The sequence below is a fragment of the Geobacillus subterraneus genome (assembly GCF_001618685.1).
Classification (GTDB): domain Bacteria; phylum Bacillota; class Bacilli; order Bacillales; family Anoxybacillaceae; genus Geobacillus; species Geobacillus subterraneus.
Map to the genome: position 1 here is coordinate 2,696,747 of NZ_CP014342.1, position 14,428 is coordinate 2,711,174.

Consider the following 14,428-nt stretch of genomic DNA (forward strand, 5'->3'; position numbering starts at 1 on the left):
TCACATGCTTGGCCATATTCGTTATAATAAAGGGGAAACGCGTGCCACTTTCATTGCAAGGGAGGAAAAAACGATGCGCACATTGCTTGTGCTAGGAGTGATCGTCGCCTTTTTAACAGCCATTTTCACGGCTGGCTACGAGGACAAACCCGGCGTCAAACAATAGAGCCCAAAAAAACGACCTCCATAGCGAAGGTCGTTTTTTTGTTTATGACAGCCCATGAAACCGTTGCTGGCGCAGCGCCTCATACACTAAAATCGCTGCCGTATTTGATAAGTTCAGCGAACGGACTTTGTCGTTCATCGGAATGCGCAGGCAACGGTCCATGTTGGCCTCGAGCAGCTCCTTCGGCAACCCGGTCGTTTCACGGCCAAATACAAAGAAAATGTCTTTTTCCGTATCGCTGAAGTCAAACGAGTCGTAATATTGCCGGCCAAACTTGGTAATAAAGTAAAACTCTCCGTGCGGAAACCGAGCAAACAACTCGTCAAGCGAATCGTAATACGAAATGTTGACATGCGGCCAATAGTCAAGCCCGGCGCGCTTTAACATTTTATCGTCCGTTGAAAATCCGAGTGGACGGATCAAATGAAGCGCCGTATCCGTCGCCGCGCACGTGCGGGCGATGTTCCCGGTGTTGGCTGGAATTTCTGGTTGGTATAGCACAACATGAAGCGGCATTTCATTCACCTCAACAACATCGTTTATTTGCGGTCAATGATATGAAAAAATTTATACCGAATGTTCGGGGTATAGGCGCTTGAATCCTCGTATGACCAATAACGCATCCGGCTGTTCGTCGTATGGGCGTTCACCAGCGGCATCCCGTCTTGGTCTTTGGCCACTACGATTGTGGAATGATCAAAGCGTCCATCCCCTTGAAAATCATAACAAATGACATCGCCTGCCATCAATTGTTCCGGTTCCGGGACTTCCACGGCCTGCAAACCGATGCGCGACCCGCTCAAATACCAGCGCAGCGAGTGGGCAACCGCCCAGCTGTAACTCCAGCTCCCGTTTTGGCACCACCAGCCCCGCGCCCGGTTCGGATAGCCAGTCATCGGCGCTCCGCCCGCATACAAGCATTGAGAAACAAAGTTCGTGCAATCAACGGGAAAAGACGGAAACGCCGGGTTATGCCGATTCCACCACGTTTCCGCATACCGCACCGCTTGGGCGCGGTCATATTGGTAAGAAAGGCGATCACCCGTCCATCGCTCACGCTCGACACGAGGCGCTTCAACATATTCCCCCATGCGGCTAATCCGTTGATCGTCCGCCAGCTCGCCGCCCAAAAAACGGGCGCACCGTTCCTCGACTTGCTCCTCCATATAGAGAGTCGCCCCGTGTTTAATTAAAAATTGATGATGGGCAATATAAACCACCTTTGTCTCCCGCTCGACCGTCTGCCTGCCGACAATTTGTCCACGAATCGCACAGCGGACGATTTCCGCGCCGCGCCTTTGGCAAAGTTGCTGCTTTCTAGCGATTTCCTCATCGCCCCGAACACCGCTTTCCGAGACAAACGAACGCGCCCGCTCATCGAGCCAATTACGCAACTGCTTTTTCATGGCGCTCCCCACTTTCGTTTTTGTTACTACCTTATGTGGGGAAGCTGAAGTTTTTTCCCTATTCCTTGACCTCCGCCAACAGTTTCAGCCCTTTTTCAATTTCAGAGGCCACATCTGGATCTGTTTCTGTCTGTCTTGCCTCTTCGAGATATGGCTTGGCGCTTACATCCCCAATTTTTCCAAGCGCCCACGCCGCTGTTCCCCGGATGACCGGCCGGCTGTCTTCTTTCAACAGCTGCAATAAATACGGCACTGCCGTCCTGTCTTTATAATGGGCGAGCGCCAAAATCGCGTTGCGCTGGATCGGTTTTTTCCCTCGCCATGAGCCAGCCATCGCCCCAAACTTCTCTTTAAACTCGCGATTGCTGATCTGAAGAAGCGGGATAAGCTTCGGTTTCGCTGCCTCTGGATCCGGCTCAAACTCCGGATGCAGGTGGAAATCCTTTCCCTTATTTTCCGGACAGACCAACTGGCACGTGTCGCAGCCGTACAACCGGTTGCCGATTTTCTCACGAAACTCGTCGGCCAAAAAGCCTTTCGTTTGCGTTAAAAACGAGATGCACCGCTGCGCGTTTAGCTGCCCCCCCTGCACGAGCGCTCCGGTCGGGCACGCATCGATGCATTTCGTACACGTGCCGCATCGGTTTTCGATCGGCTCATCAGGCGGAAACGGAATCGTTGTAATCATCTCTCCCAAATATACATACGAACCAAACTCCGGTGTAATGATGGAACAGTTTTTCCCGCTCCAGCCGATCCCCGCCCGCTCTGCCACTGCTCGGTCAGCGAGCTCTCCCGTATCCACCATCGAACGGACGCGGGCGTGCGGCACCTTAATAAGCAAAAATTCTTCCAGCTGCTGCAAACGGTCCCGCAACACGTCATGATAATCTTTTCCCCACGATGCGCGGCAAAAAAGGCCGCGCCGCTCCGTTTTTGTCCCGCGCGGGGCGTCTTTCATTTTCGATGGGTAAGCGAGCGCAATGGCAATGATCGACTTCGCCTCGGACAGAAGAAGCGACGGATTGGTCCGCTTTTCAATATCCGGCTCTTCAAACCCGGACTGATAGCCAAGCTCCTGTTGTCGGCGCAGCCGCTCCTTTAGCTCCACAAACGGATCAGCGCTTGCAAACCCGATTTTATCAATGCCGATCGACCGGCTGTATTCAATCACTTCCTGTTTCAATGCTGCAACGTCCATTGTTTTCCCTCCCCCCGAGGTGTATGGTAAAATAAAATGCGAGGTGATTCGCATGAGATGCATCATATCGGAACAACTAAAACAACGGCTTCCTTCCGGCAAATTTGGCGTCATCCGCTACCGCCATATCGAAGTCGGCGACTCGCCGCAAATGCTAAAAGGGCGGCTTGAACTGTTTCAAGAGTCGATTTACGTTGAGCTGCAGGAGAAGGCCATCGCCGACATTCCTGAACTCGCCGAATGGCGGCAGGCATTTAAACAAATTGGCACGGATCCGGGTCGTTACCGACCGTCAAGCGAAAGCTTATACCGACGCATCCAGAAAAGGAACTTTATCCCATCAATCCATTCAGCGGCCGATGTCAACAACTTCTTTTCGCTCTATTATAAAATTCCACTCGGCATTTACGATCTTGACCGCATCGAAGGATCGGTGACCATCGCCGTAGGCACAGAACATGACGAATACATAGCCCTAAATGGCCGCACCGTCAACTTTGCCAATAAACTCGTCAGCAAAGATGAGCGCGGCCCGTTCGGCAGCCCGATCGTTGATTCCGAGCGCACAGCGGTGACGAAAGAAACGAAAAACGCTTTGCAAATTGTTTATTTTCTTCCGTCGATGACCGAAGATGCCGCCAACCGCCAGCTTCAGGCCATTCAAACGATGTTTACGCAAATCCATGGCGGCGAGGCCGAAGCGCAGTTGCTGGTATAATAAAAAAACGCAATGCCCCGTTCTTTGACGAAACGAAACACTGCGTTGTCCCCAATATTAAAAACTAACGATTCTCATTATAACAAAACCGTATGCACATGACAAGAAAAAGCGCAAAAATCGACAAAAACAGCTGTATAAAAGGGCACCAGAACGTTCTGGTGCCAAAAACTCAAGTGACCCGTACGGGATTCGAACCCGTGTTACCGCCGTGAAAGGGCGGTGTCTTAACCACTTGACCAACGGGCCAAACATGGCGGAGAAGGCGGGATTTGAACCCGCGCGCCGCAAAACTGCGACCTAACGGTTTAGCAAACCGTCCCCTTCAGCCACTTGGGTACTTCTCCATGAAATGGCTCCGCAAGTAGGATTCGAACCTACGACCTACCGGTTAACAGCCGGTTGCTCTACCGCTGAGCTATTGCGGAATAATCAAAAATTATTGTTCAAAGCTTGCCCTGTCCCTTCTTCTGCCAGCATTCTCAAAGAAGCAAGATGCGTCGAGGCAACTCGCAGCCTACTCGACGAAGTTAAGGCTCGTCGCTAAGCGATGGCGGAATGATCAAAGATGCTCGCTTTATATTATAACGAATCATCTGACAATGCACAATGGAAAATGGTGGGCCTAAGTGGACTTGAACCACCGACCTCACGCTTATCAGGCGTGCGCTCTGACCAGCTGAGCTATAGGCCCATCAAAGCGGGTGATGGGAATCGAACCCACGACATCAGCTTGGAAGGCTGAGGTTTTACCACTAAACTACACCCGCACATAGCTTCTTCTACCATTCACCACGCGATTTCATGCCTCTTCCTCTGCCAGCATTCTCAAAGAAGCAGAGTGCGTCGAGGCAACTCGCAGCCTATTCGATGAAGCTAGGCTCGTGGCTGAGGTTTTACCACTAAACTACACCCGCACATAGCTTCTTCTACCATTCATCACGCGATTTCACGCCTCTTCCTCTGCCAGCATTCTCAAAGAAGCAGGGTGCGTCAAGGCAACTCGTAGCCTATTCGATGAAGCTAGGCTCGTGGCTGAGGTTTTACCACTAAACTACACCCGCAACAAAGATAAGGGAAGAGAAAGGGCGACTAGTGGGAATCGAACCCACGCATGCCAGAGCCACAATCTGGTGCGTTAACCACTTCGCCATAGCCGCCACATTGATGGTGCCGGCTGCAGGACTTGAACCCGCAACCTACTGATTACAAGTCAGTTGCTCTACCAATTGAGCTAAGCCGGCACAACAGATTGACCTAAGTTGCACAATCATTATGGCGGAGGAGGAGGGATTCGAACCCCCGCGCGCCTTGCGACGCCTCTCGGTTTTCAAGACCGACCCCTTCAACCACTTGGGTACTCCTCCAAAAAGTAACGTAGTAATGGTGGACCTTGTAGGACTCGAACCTACGACCGGACGGTTATGAGCCGTCTGCTCTAACCAGCTGAGCTAAAGGTCCAATAATAGTGGCGGTGGAGGGGATCGAACCCCCGACCTCACGGGTATGAACCGTACGCTCTAGCCAGCTGAGCTACACCGCCAAAATGATATAGTGAAATGGTGGAGCCTATCGGGATCGAACCGATGACCTCCTGCGTGCAAAGCAGGCGCTCTCCCAGCTGAGCTAAGGCCCCACAGGAAAATCGGGAAGACAGGATTTGAACCTGCGACCTCACGGACCCGAACCGTGTGCTCTACCAAGCTGAGCTACTTCCCGATGAACGCGCTCGAGAGGATTCGAACCCCTAACCTTCTGATCCGTAGTCAGATGCTCTATCCAATTGAGCTACGAGCGCAAGTGCCGAGGGCCGGACTCGAACCGGCACGGTAGTTACCTACCCCAGGATTTTAAGTCCTGTGCGTCTGCCAATTCCGCCACCCCGGCGGGCGAGTGGAGCGGAAGACGGGGCTCGAACCCGCGACCCCCACCTTGGCAAGGTGGTGTTCTACCGCTGAACTACTTCCGCAAAATGGTGAGCCATGGAGGACTCGAACCTCCGACCCTCTGATTAAAAGTCAGATGCTCTACCTGCTGAGCTAATGGCTCATAGCAATCATAACACTCTAAGTACTAACGAGCTCTACCTGCCTCTTCCTCTACCAGCTGTTTCGAGGATGCTCGGTGCGTCGAGGCAACTCGCAACAAACTCAAAGATGCAGCGCTCGTTGCTGAGCTAATGGCTCATAGCAATCATAACACTCTAAGTACTAACGAGCTCTACCTGCCTCTTCCTCTACCAGCTGTTTCGAGGATGCTCGGTGCGTCGAGGCAACTCGCAGCAAACTCAAAGATGCAGCGCTCGTTGCTGAGCTAATGGCTCATAGCAATCATAACACTCTAAGTACTAACGAGCTCTACCTGCCTCTTCCTCTACCAGCTGTTTCGAGGATGCTCGGTGCGTCGAGGCAACTCGCAACAAACTCAAAGATGCAGCGCTCGTTGCTGAGCTAATGGCTCATAGCGATCATAACACTCTAAGTACTGACGAGCTCTACCTGCCTCTTCCTCTACCAGTTGTTTCAAGGATGCTCGGTGCGTCGAGGCAACTCGCAGCAAACTCAAAGATGCAGCGCTCGTTGCTGAGCTAATGGCTCATAGCAATCATAACACTCTAAGTACTGACGAGCTCTACCTGCCTCTTCCTCTACCAGCTGTTTCGAGGATGCTCGGTGCGTCGAGGCAACTCGCAACAAACTCAAAGATGCAGCGCTCGTTGCTGAGCTAATGGCTCATAGCGATCATAACACTCTAAGTACTAACGAGCTCTACCTGCCTCTTCCTCTACCAGCTGTTTCGAGGATGCTCGGTGCGTCGAGGCAACTATAACCGAACCTAATGGCTCATAACTTTCTCGAGTAAAATAAGGAATGCCGGCTGCAGGACTTGAACCCGCAACCTACTGATTACAAGTCAGTTGCTCTACCAATTGAGCTAAGCCGGCATATCGATATGATAATGGTGGCTCGGGACGGAATCGAACCGCCGACACAAGGATTTTCAGTCCTTTGCTCTACCGACTGAGCTACCGAGCCATATGTTATTTTTAACTCGCTCATTGATTGCTCTGTGCCTCTTCCTCTACCAGCTGATTCAAAGATGCTCGATGCGTCGAGGCAACTCGCAGCAAACTCGATGATGTTGATGCTCGTCTCTACCGACTGAGCTGTCGAGCCATACTGTATTTTTCGCAATTTTGGAACAATGGCGGTCCCGACGGGACTCGAACCCGCGATCTCCTGCGTGACAGGCAGGCATGTTAACCACTACACTACGGGACCATTTGGTTGCGGGGGCAGGATTTGAACCTGCGACCTTCGGGTTATGAGCCCGACGAGCTACCGGACTGCTCCACCCCGCGGCGATAAGAAATGGATTTGTTTCGATCATGCACTGAGTGTTGGTTTAAATGTTTGTTGCCTCTTCCTCTGCCAGCTGATTCAAAGATGCTCGATGCGTCGAGGCAACTCGCAGCGTATTCGATGAAGCAAATGCTCGTTGCTCCACCCCGCGACGATTTAGAGTGGTGGAGGATGACGGGATCGAACCGCCGACCCCTTGCTTGTAAGGCAAGTGCTCTCCCAGCTGAGCTAATCCTCCATGGATCGTGCCTAGCAGCGACCTACTCTTGCAGGGGCGCTGGCCCCAACTACCATCGGCGCTGGAGAGCTTAACTTCCGTGTTCGGGATGGGAACGGGTGTTTCCTCTCCGCTATCACCACTAGGCAATAATGGACAAGTTTTATTATAAGGAAAGTTGAATTGTTGTCAAGCTTTTTTTCATTCCCTCAAAACTAGATAACCGTGTGGGGGAAGAAGCCGCGGCGCTTCCGCTTTTTGTCTAGCTCCGGCCGCCATCGGCTCGCGACGCTTCGGTCCTGCTGTGGCGGCATAGCCTCCTCGCAGGCCCTCCAGCGCGTCTCGCCGATAGGCAGGCGGCCTCTGCTTTTCGTACTGTCTAGCTCCGGCCGCCATCGGCTCGCGACGCTTCGGTCCTGCTGCGGCGGGCTAAGCCCGCTCGCAGGCCCTCCAGCGCGTTTCGCCGATAGGCAGGCGGCCTCTGCTTTTCTAGGTTAAGCCCTCGATCGATTAGTATCCGTCAGCTCCACGTGTCGCCACGCTTCCACCTCGGACCTATCGACCTCGTCATCTTCGAGGGATCTTACTCGCCTAACGCGATGGGAAATCTCATCTTGAGGGGGGCTTCACGCTTAGATGCTTTCAGCGCTTATCCCGTCCGCACATAGCTACCCAGCGGTGCCCCTGGCGGGACAACTGGTACACCAGCGGTGCGTCCATCCCGGTCCTCTCGTACTAAGGACAGCTCCTCTCAAATTTCCTGCGCCCGCGACGGATAGGGACCGAACTGTCTCACGACGTTCTGAACCCAGCTCGCGTACCGCTTTAATGGGCGAACAGCCCAACCCTTGGGACCGACTACAGCCCCAGGATGCGATGAGCCGACATCGAGGTGCCAAACCTCCCCGTCGATGTGGACTCTTGGGGGAGATCAGCCTGTTATCCCCGGGGTAGCTTTTATCCGTTGAGCGATGGCCCTTCCATGCGGAACCACCGGATCACTAAGCCCGACTTTCGTCCCTGCTCGACCTGTCCGTCTCGCAGTCAAGCTCCCTTGTGCCTTTGCACTCTCCGAATGATTTCCAACCATTCTGAGGGAACCTTTGGGCGCCTCCGTTACCTTTTGGGAGGCGACCGCCCCAGTCAAACTGCCCACCTGACACTGTCTCCCACCCCGCTAAGGGGTGCGGGTTAGAATTTCAATACCGCCAGGGTGGTATCCCACCGACGCCTCCACCGAAGCTGGCGCTCCGGCTTCCCAGGCTCCCACCTATCCTGTACAAGCGATACCAAAATTCCATATCAGGCTGCAGTAAAGCTCCACGGGGTCTTTCCGTCCTGTCGCGGGTAACCTGCATCTTCACAGGTAGTATAATTTCACCGGGTCTCTCGTTGAGACAGTGCCCAAGTCGTTACACCTTTCGTGCGGGTCGGAACTTACCCGACAAGGAATTTCGCTACCTTAGGACCGTTATAGTTACGGCCGCCGTTTACTGGGGCTTCGGTTCGCACCTTCGCTTGCGCTAAGCGCTCCCCTTAACCTTCCAGCACCGGGCAGGTGTCAGCCCCTATACTTCGCCTTTCGGCTTCGCAGAGACCTGTGTTTTTGATAAACAGTCGCTTGGGCCTTTTCACTGCGGCTCTTCCAGGCTCTTCACCCGAAAGAGCACCCCTTCTCCCGAAGTTACGGGGTCATTTTGCCGAGTTCCTTAACGAGAGTTCTCCCGCGCGCCTTAGGATTCTCTCCTCGCCTACCTGTGTCGGTTTGCGGTACGGGCACCTCTTCCCTCGCTAGAGGCTTTTCTTGGCAGTGTGGAATCAGGGACTTCCGGATCAAATCCGTCGCCATCACAGCTTAGCCTTACGGCCAGCGGATTTGCCTACTGGCCAGCCTCACTGCTTGGACAGGCTCTTCCAGCCGCCTGCTCACCCTATCCTCCTGCGTCCCCCCATCGCTCAAACGGGAAGGAGGTGGTACAGGAATCTCCACCTGTTGTCCATCACCTACGCCTTTCGGCCTCGGCTTAGGTCCCGACTAACCCTGAGCGGACGAACCTTCCTCAGGAACCCTTAGGCTTTCGGCGCAGAGGATTCTCACCTCTGTTTTCGCTACTCATACCGGCATTCTCACTTCTAAGCGCTCCACCAGTCCTTCCGGTCTGGCTTCTCTGCCCTTAGAACGCTCCCCTACCGATGACCAACGGTCATCCCGCAGCTTCGGCGGCACGTTTAGCCCCGGTACATTTTCGGCGCAGAGTCACTCGACCAGTGAGCTATTACGCACTCTTTAAATGGTGGCTGCTTCTAAGCCAACATCCTGGTTGTCTTCGCAACTCCACATCCTTTTCCACTGAACGTGCACTTAGGGGCCTTAGCTGGCGATCTGGGCTGTTTCCCTCTTGACCACGGATCTTATCACTCGCAGTCTGACTCCCAAGGATAAGTCATTGGCATTCGGAGTTTGACTGGGTTCGGTAACCCGATGAGGGCCCCTAGCCCAATCAGTGCTCTACCTCCAACACTCTTGCCTTGAGGCTAGCCCTAAAGCTATTTCGGGGAGAACCAGCTATCTCCAAGTTCGATTGGCATTTCACCCCTACCCACACCTCATCCCCGCACTTTTCAACGTGCGTGGGTTCGGGCCTCCAGCCGGTGTTACCCGGCCTTCACCCTGGACATGGGTAGATCACCTGGTTTCGGGTCGACGACGACGTACTCATGCGCCCTGTTCAGACTCGCTTTCGCTGCGGCTCCGCCTTCCTGGCTTAACCTCGCACGCCATCGTCACTCGCCGGTTCATTCTACAAAAGGCACGCCATCACCCATGAACGGGCTCTGACTACTTGTAGGCACACGGTTTCAGGTTCTCTTTCACTCCCCTTCCGGGGTGCTTTTCACCTTTCCCTCACGGTACTGGTTCACTATCGGTCACTAGGGAGTATTTAGCCTTGGGAGATGGTCCTCCCTGCTTCCGACGGGATTTCCCGTGTCCCGCCGTACTCAGGAGCCGCTCGGGAGGGAACGAAGTTTCGACTACAGGGCTCTCACCTTCTCTGGCCGGCCGTTCCAGACCGGTTCGTCTACCCCGTTCCTTTCTCACTCCCATATGAGCGGTCCTACAACCCCAAGAGGCACGCCTCTTGGTTTGGGCTGTTCCCGTTTCGCTCGCCGCTACTCAGGGAATCGCATTTGCTTTCTTCTCCTCCGGGTACTAAGATGTTTCAGTTCCCCGGGTGTGCCCTCCATGCCCTATGGATTCAGGCATGGATCCTGTCCCATTACGGACAGGGGGTTCCCCCATTCGGACATCTCCGGATCAACGCTTGCTTACAGCTCCCCGGAGCGTTTCGGCGTTTGCCCCGTCCTTCATCGGCTCCTAGTGCCAAGGCATCCACCGTGCGCCCTTTCTAGCTTAACCTAAAGCGTCTCGGCTTCTTCCTTATTGTCTAGCTTCGGCGCCTAGCTCTCTTCTGCCAAACAACCTCCTCCCTTGGGATGCAAGCATCCCTGCGGGTGAAGAACATTTGGCTTCGAGATCGCCAGGATGGCGATATTTCGCCGTTGCCCGCAGGACGCGGGCGGCCTTTAGGCGAAATTTCGGCGCCTCAGCTTTTCCGGTTATCTAGTTTTCAAGGAACGAAGTCGCTCCATTGAGCTTGCTTCTTCGCTGGTTTGCGTCGAGGAATCTGGCTCCTCTGAACCTGCTTGTAGACGCAGACGCAAACGAGAAGGAATTCTCATTCCTTCAAAACTGAACGAAACGGAAGCGCGATTTGTTAATGGTCGGCCGTTCGCGGCCTTCGCTTTTCGTATTGTCTAGCTCCAGCGCCTGGCTCTCTTCTGCCAAATAACCTTCCCCCTCGGGGTGCAAGCACCCCTGCGGGTGAAGAACATTTGACTTCGAGAGCCAATCGCGGCGCTTCCGCTTTTCGTACTGTCTAGCTCCGGCCGCCATCGGCTTGCGACGCTTCGGCCCTGCTGCGGCGGCATAGCCTCCTCGCAGGCCCTCCAGCACGTTTCGCCGATAGGCGGGCGGCCTCCGCTTTTCGTCCTTAGAAAGGAGGTGATCCAGCCGCACCTTCCGGTACGGCTACCTTGTTACGACTTCACCCCAATCACTTGCCCCACCTTCGGCGGCTGGCTCCCGTAAGGGTTACCTCACCGACTTCGGGTGTTGCAAGCTCTCGTGGTGTGACGGGCGGTGTGTACAAGGCCCGGGAACGTATTCACCGCGGCATGCTGATCCGCGATTACTAGCGATTCCGGCTTCATGCAGGCGAGTTGCAGCCTGCAATCCGAACTGAGAGCGGCTTTTTGGGATTCGCTCCCCCTCGCGGGTTCGCAGCCCTTTGTACCGCCCATTGTAGCACGTGTGTAGCCCAGGTCATAAGGGGCATGATGATTTGACGTCATCCCCACCTTCCTCCGACTTTTCGCCGGCAGTCCCTCTAGAGTGCCCAACTGAATGCTGGCAACTAGAGGCAAGGGTTGCGCTCGTTGCGGGACTTAACCCAACATCTCACGACACGAGCTGACGACAACCATGCACCACCTGTCACCCTGTCCCCCCGAAGGGGGAACGCCCAATCTCTTGGGTTGTCAGGGGATGTCAAGACCTGGTAAGGTTCTTCGCGTTGCTTCGAATTAAACCACATGCTCCACCGCTTGTGCGGGCCCCCGTCAATTCCTTTGAGTTTCAGCCTTGCGGCCGTACTCCCCAGGCGGAGTGCTTATCGCGTTAGCTGCAGCACTAAAGGGTGTGACCCCTCTAACACTTAGCACTCATCGTTTACGGCGTGGACTACCAGGGTATCTAATCCTGTTTGCTCCCCACGCTTTCGCGCCTCAGCGTCAGTTACAGGCCAGAGAGCCGCCTTCGCCACTGGTGTTCCTCCACATCTCTACGCATTTCACCGCTACACGTGGAATTCCGCTCTCCTCTCCTGCACTCAAGTCCCCCAGTTTCCAATGACCCTCCACGGTTGAGCCGTGGGCTTTCACATCAGACTTAAGGAACCGCCTGCGCGCGCTTTACGCCCAATAATTCCGGACAACGCTCGCCCCCTACGTATTACCGCGGCTGCTGGCACGTAGTTAGCCGGGGCTTTCTCGTGAGGTACCGTCACCGCGCCGCCTTGTTCAAACGGCGCTCCTTCGTCCCTCACAACAGAGCTTTACGACCCGAAGGCCTTCTTCGCTCACGCGGCGTCGCTCCGTCAGACTTTCGTCCATTGCGGAAGATTCCCTACTGCTGCCTCCCGTAGGAGTCTGGGCCGTGTCTCAGTCCCAGTGTGGCCGGTCACCCTCTCAGGCCGGCTACGCATCGTCGCCTTGGTGAGCCGTTACCTCACCAACTAGCTAATGCGCCGCGGGCCCATCCGCAAGTGACAGCCAAAGGCCGCCTTTCAACCGAAGACCATGCGGTCTTCGGTGTTATCCGGTATTAGCTCCGGTTTCCCGGAGTTATCCCGGTCTTGCGGGCAGGTTGCCCACGTGTTACTCACCCGTCCGCCGCTGACCAAATAAGAGCAAGCTCTCATTCGGTCCGCTCGACTTGCATGTATTAGGCACGCCGCCAGCGTTCGTCCTGAGCCAGGATCAAACTCTCCAATAGAAAGTTGATTGGCTTTGGCTTCGGCCTCAGCACCAAAGGCGCCGCGGCCTCAGCTTTTCGTATTGTCTAGCTTCGGCCGCCATCGACTCGCGACGCTTCGGTCCTGCTGCGGCGGCAATAGCCTCCTCGCAGGCCCTCTAGCGCGTTTCGCCGATAGGCAAGCGGCCTCAGCTTTTCGTTGCGCTTCGTTTCGTTCAGTTTTCAAGGAACAAGCTTATTTTTGTTTCTTCCGCTCTCTTGAAGCGACTTTTACATATTAGCATTTTTATTATTGGTTGTCAACACTTTTTTATTCATCTTATTCCGCAACGCTTTTCCGTCGCGGCAGCGATTTAAAATATATCATCGTTCGACATAGAAGTCAATAGCTTTTTTACTTTTCGCGATAGACAGCCCGTCTTTGCTGAACTGCCTCATTTTCCCCAACCATTCCACATTCATAAAATGTAGAGAAAACCGTTGTATCAAGACCATCCAATCCCCGTTACGCAAGCCCCCATTCAAGCGTTGGCTAGGTGGAGGTCGTTGACGCCCAGCCGAAAGTAATATGCTCCCCCGCCCGCACTAGCGCTCAGAGACGGGGCTTGTCGGGTCATCCCGCCTCATGGACAAAAGTTGGCCGAGCGCCCCAGTTGGCAACACCCCTCCTTTTTTGTCTCGTTTGACAGTGGGGAGCATCTTTCAAAATTAGGTTAAACAAAGGCTAGATGGGAGAGGTTCATCAAATTTTCCCTTCCTGCAAAATATAATAGCGTTCAAACATCCTGTTCCCTTTTGTCGGCACCTCTACCGCAGTTAACACTTTTCTTTCCACTAAATATTCGAGCATGATGGCAAGGTCGACCGAATAAGGCGCAAACTGCGGATGGCGGGTCATTTCCTCAATGCTCCATGCCCCACTCTTTTCCTTCAACACCTCGCATAAGTGAGAAGAGCCTGACACTATAAAAGAATGGATTAAAAATTCGCTCGCCAGCAACAGGAGCTCAAGCCGTTTTGGAAGCGGCTCCTCGCTCCCGACTAACTCCTCATACAACTTATAAATTTGTCCATCCATTTGCTTTACTTGATTCCATACCGTCACTTCCGGATAAAGGCCATGCTCGATCACTGTGAGCCGCGCTAAATGGTGCAAGGCGTGCATCATATGGTTGTATGAATCAAGCCAGTGTCGGGCGGTAAACAGCGCCTTGCCATCGGTATAGCGGCGAATCAGTTTGGCAAATTCCAGGCCCATTTTCAGCCGACGTTCCTTAGGGGGAAATTGCTCAAGGCGCTGGCGCAGCTGCCAAACGTAGTCGTTGCGGTCAAATACGATTTTTCCGTTGAATACCCAGTCGATCGCCTTTCGATGCGACCCGAGAACAAACCATTCGTTTAATTTTCGCTCATTCACCGCATAAAGCGCCGCCTTCTCGCCGCTAACTGAGTAATGTTTCAAATACAAAGGCTCACTTTGCGAATCGACAATGACGAGCAATACCACATCGAACGTATCGGTCACCGTCGCATGTCCCGCCGTTTTTTCAATGAGTAAAATTCCGCGTGTATTGCAACGGCTTGCCCATTCCTGATAAATGGGACGCAGCAATTCTTCCATAAATTATTCCCGTTACAGAAAGTCGGTAAGGTTGCGGCATCCGGCAAACTCTCCCTTTATAAAACCGGGCAGGAGAACATATTCTTTTTCACTTTTGGCACCGGCAGTTTTTCTGTAACGGCTTCCTCCCTTCCAGCGTCGTCG

Annotated in this window: 5 protein-coding genes, 21 tRNA genes and 3 rRNA genes; 1 reads left to right on the plus strand and 28 read right to left on the minus strand. The window is 53.9% G+C overall.

The window, feature by feature from the left end; genetic code table 11:
- Positions 1-208 precede the first annotated feature (208 nt).
- From trmL to queG, 3 genes are read right to left on the minus strand one after another with little or no spacing between them, the layout of a single operon-like run.
- Positions 209-682: a tRNA (uridine(34)/cytosine(34)/5-carboxymethylaminomethyluridine(34)-2'-O)-methyltransferase TrmL gene (gene trmL / locus GS3922_RS13115; RefSeq protein ID WP_063166713.1), complete on the minus strand. Its 474-nt coding sequence runs from the start codon at positions 680-682 to the stop codon at positions 209-211.
- Between the two features lie 23 nt (positions 683-705).
- Positions 706-1,572, minus strand: coding sequence for an amidase domain-containing protein (locus tag GS3922_RS13120; protein WP_063166714.1), 867 nt, complete (start codon positions 1,570-1,572; stop codon positions 706-708).
- Positions 1,573-1,630: 58 nt separating this feature from the next.
- Complete coding sequence (gene queG / locus GS3922_RS13125) at positions 1,631-2,773, minus strand: tRNA epoxyqueuosine(34) reductase QueG (protein WP_063166715.1); 1,143 nt, start codon at positions 2,771-2,773, stop codon at positions 1,631-1,633.
- 52 nt (positions 2,774-2,825) lie between these two features.
- On the opposite strand from queG, the gene GS3922_RS13130 reads away from it, so the two are divergent.
- Positions 2,826-3,491: a B3/B4 domain-containing protein gene (locus GS3922_RS13130; RefSeq protein WP_063166716.1), complete on the plus strand. Its 666-nt coding sequence runs from the start codon at positions 2,826-2,828 to the stop codon at positions 3,489-3,491.
- 177 nt (positions 3,492-3,668) lie between these two features.
- Here GS3922_RS13130 and GS3922_RS13135 read toward each other — a convergent pair.
- From GS3922_RS13135 to GS3922_RS13255, 25 genes are all read right to left on the minus strand, one after another.
- A tRNA-Glu gene (locus GS3922_RS13135) sits at positions 3,669-3,740 on the minus strand.
- A 5-nt stretch (positions 3,741-3,745) separates the two neighbouring features.
- Positions 3,746-3,838, minus strand: a tRNA-Ser gene (locus GS3922_RS13140).
- Positions 3,839-3,844: 6 nt separating this feature from the next.
- Positions 3,845-3,919 (minus strand) — tRNA-Asn (locus GS3922_RS13145).
- A 189-nt stretch (positions 3,920-4,108) separates the two neighbouring features.
- Positions 4,109-4,185, minus strand: a tRNA-Ile gene (locus GS3922_RS13150).
- A 5-nt stretch (positions 4,186-4,190) separates the two neighbouring features.
- A tRNA-Gly gene (locus tag GS3922_RS13155) sits at positions 4,191-4,261 on the minus strand.
- Positions 4,262-4,578: 317 nt separating this feature from the next.
- Positions 4,579-4,651 (minus strand) — tRNA-His (locus GS3922_RS13160).
- 8 nt (positions 4,652-4,659) lie between these two features.
- A tRNA-Thr gene (locus GS3922_RS13165) sits at positions 4,660-4,735 on the minus strand.
- Positions 4,736-4,767: 32 nt separating this feature from the next.
- A tRNA-Ser gene (locus GS3922_RS13170) sits at positions 4,768-4,858 on the minus strand.
- Between the two features lie 17 nt (positions 4,859-4,875).
- Positions 4,876-4,952: transfer RNA gene (locus GS3922_RS13175), tRNA-Ile, on the minus strand.
- 8 nt (positions 4,953-4,960) lie between these two features.
- Positions 4,961-5,034 (minus strand) — tRNA-Met (locus GS3922_RS13180).
- 17 nt (positions 5,035-5,051) lie between these two features.
- A tRNA-Ala gene (locus tag GS3922_RS13185) sits at positions 5,052-5,127 on the minus strand.
- 9 nt (positions 5,128-5,136) lie between these two features.
- A tRNA-Pro gene (locus tag GS3922_RS13190) sits at positions 5,137-5,210 on the minus strand.
- A 5-nt stretch (positions 5,211-5,215) separates the two neighbouring features.
- A tRNA-Arg gene (locus tag GS3922_RS13195) sits at positions 5,216-5,289 on the minus strand.
- A 3-nt stretch (positions 5,290-5,292) separates the two neighbouring features.
- Positions 5,293-5,378, minus strand: a tRNA-Leu gene (locus GS3922_RS13200).
- 7 nt (positions 5,379-5,385) lie between these two features.
- A tRNA-Gly gene (locus GS3922_RS13205) sits at positions 5,386-5,460 on the minus strand.
- Between the two features lie 4 nt (positions 5,461-5,464).
- Positions 5,465-5,540 (minus strand) — tRNA-Lys (locus GS3922_RS13210).
- Between the two features lie 822 nt (positions 5,541-6,362).
- Positions 6,363-6,435, minus strand: a tRNA-Thr gene (locus GS3922_RS13215).
- Between the two features lie 15 nt (positions 6,436-6,450).
- Positions 6,451-6,526, minus strand: a tRNA-Phe gene (locus tag GS3922_RS13220).
- 170 nt (positions 6,527-6,696) lie between these two features.
- Positions 6,697-6,772, minus strand: a tRNA-Asp gene (locus GS3922_RS13225).
- A 3-nt stretch (positions 6,773-6,775) separates the two neighbouring features.
- A tRNA-Met gene (locus GS3922_RS13230) sits at positions 6,776-6,852 on the minus strand.
- Between the two features lie 163 nt (positions 6,853-7,015).
- Positions 7,016-7,091 (minus strand) — tRNA-Val (locus GS3922_RS13235).
- 9 nt (positions 7,092-7,100) lie between these two features.
- Positions 7,101-7,217, minus strand: a 5S ribosomal RNA gene (gene rrf / locus GS3922_RS13240).
- Between the two features lie 343 nt (positions 7,218-7,560).
- A 23S ribosomal RNA gene (locus GS3922_RS13245) occupies positions 7,561-10,488 on the minus strand.
- A 638-nt stretch (positions 10,489-11,126) separates the two neighbouring features.
- Positions 11,127-12,684 (minus strand): 16S ribosomal RNA (locus tag GS3922_RS13250).
- Together the 16S, 23S and 5S rRNA genes with 5 tRNA genes alongside form the textbook arrangement of a ribosomal RNA operon.
- A 721-nt stretch (positions 12,685-13,405) precedes the next feature.
- A complete protein-coding gene (locus GS3922_RS13255; protein ID WP_063166717.1) occupies positions 13,406-14,284 on the minus strand; it encodes a nucleotidyltransferase-like protein in 879 nt (292 codons plus the stop codon).
- Positions 14,285-14,428 lie beyond the last annotated feature (144 nt).

Excerpts from the sequence above, each read along its gene's own strand:
- GS3922_RS13120 (WP_063166714.1), bottom strand. The coding sequence starts at position 1,572 with ATGAAAAAGCAGTTGCGTAATTGGCTCGATGAGCGGGCGCGTTCGTTT.
- queG (WP_063166715.1), bottom strand. The coding sequence starts at position 2,773 with ATGGACGTTGCAGCATTGAAACAGGAAGTGATTGAATACAGCCGGTCG.
- GS3922_RS13255 (WP_063166717.1), bottom strand. The coding sequence starts at position 14,284 with ATGGAAGAATTGCTGCGTCCCATTTATCAGGAATGGGCAAGCCGTTGC.
- GS3922_RS13130 (WP_063166716.1), top strand. The coding sequence starts at position 2,826 with ATGAGATGCATCATATCGGAACAACTAAAACAACGGCTTCCTTCCGGC.
- trmL (WP_063166713.1), bottom strand. The coding sequence starts at position 682 with ATGCCGCTTCATGTTGTGCTATACCAACCAGAAATTCCAGCCAACACC.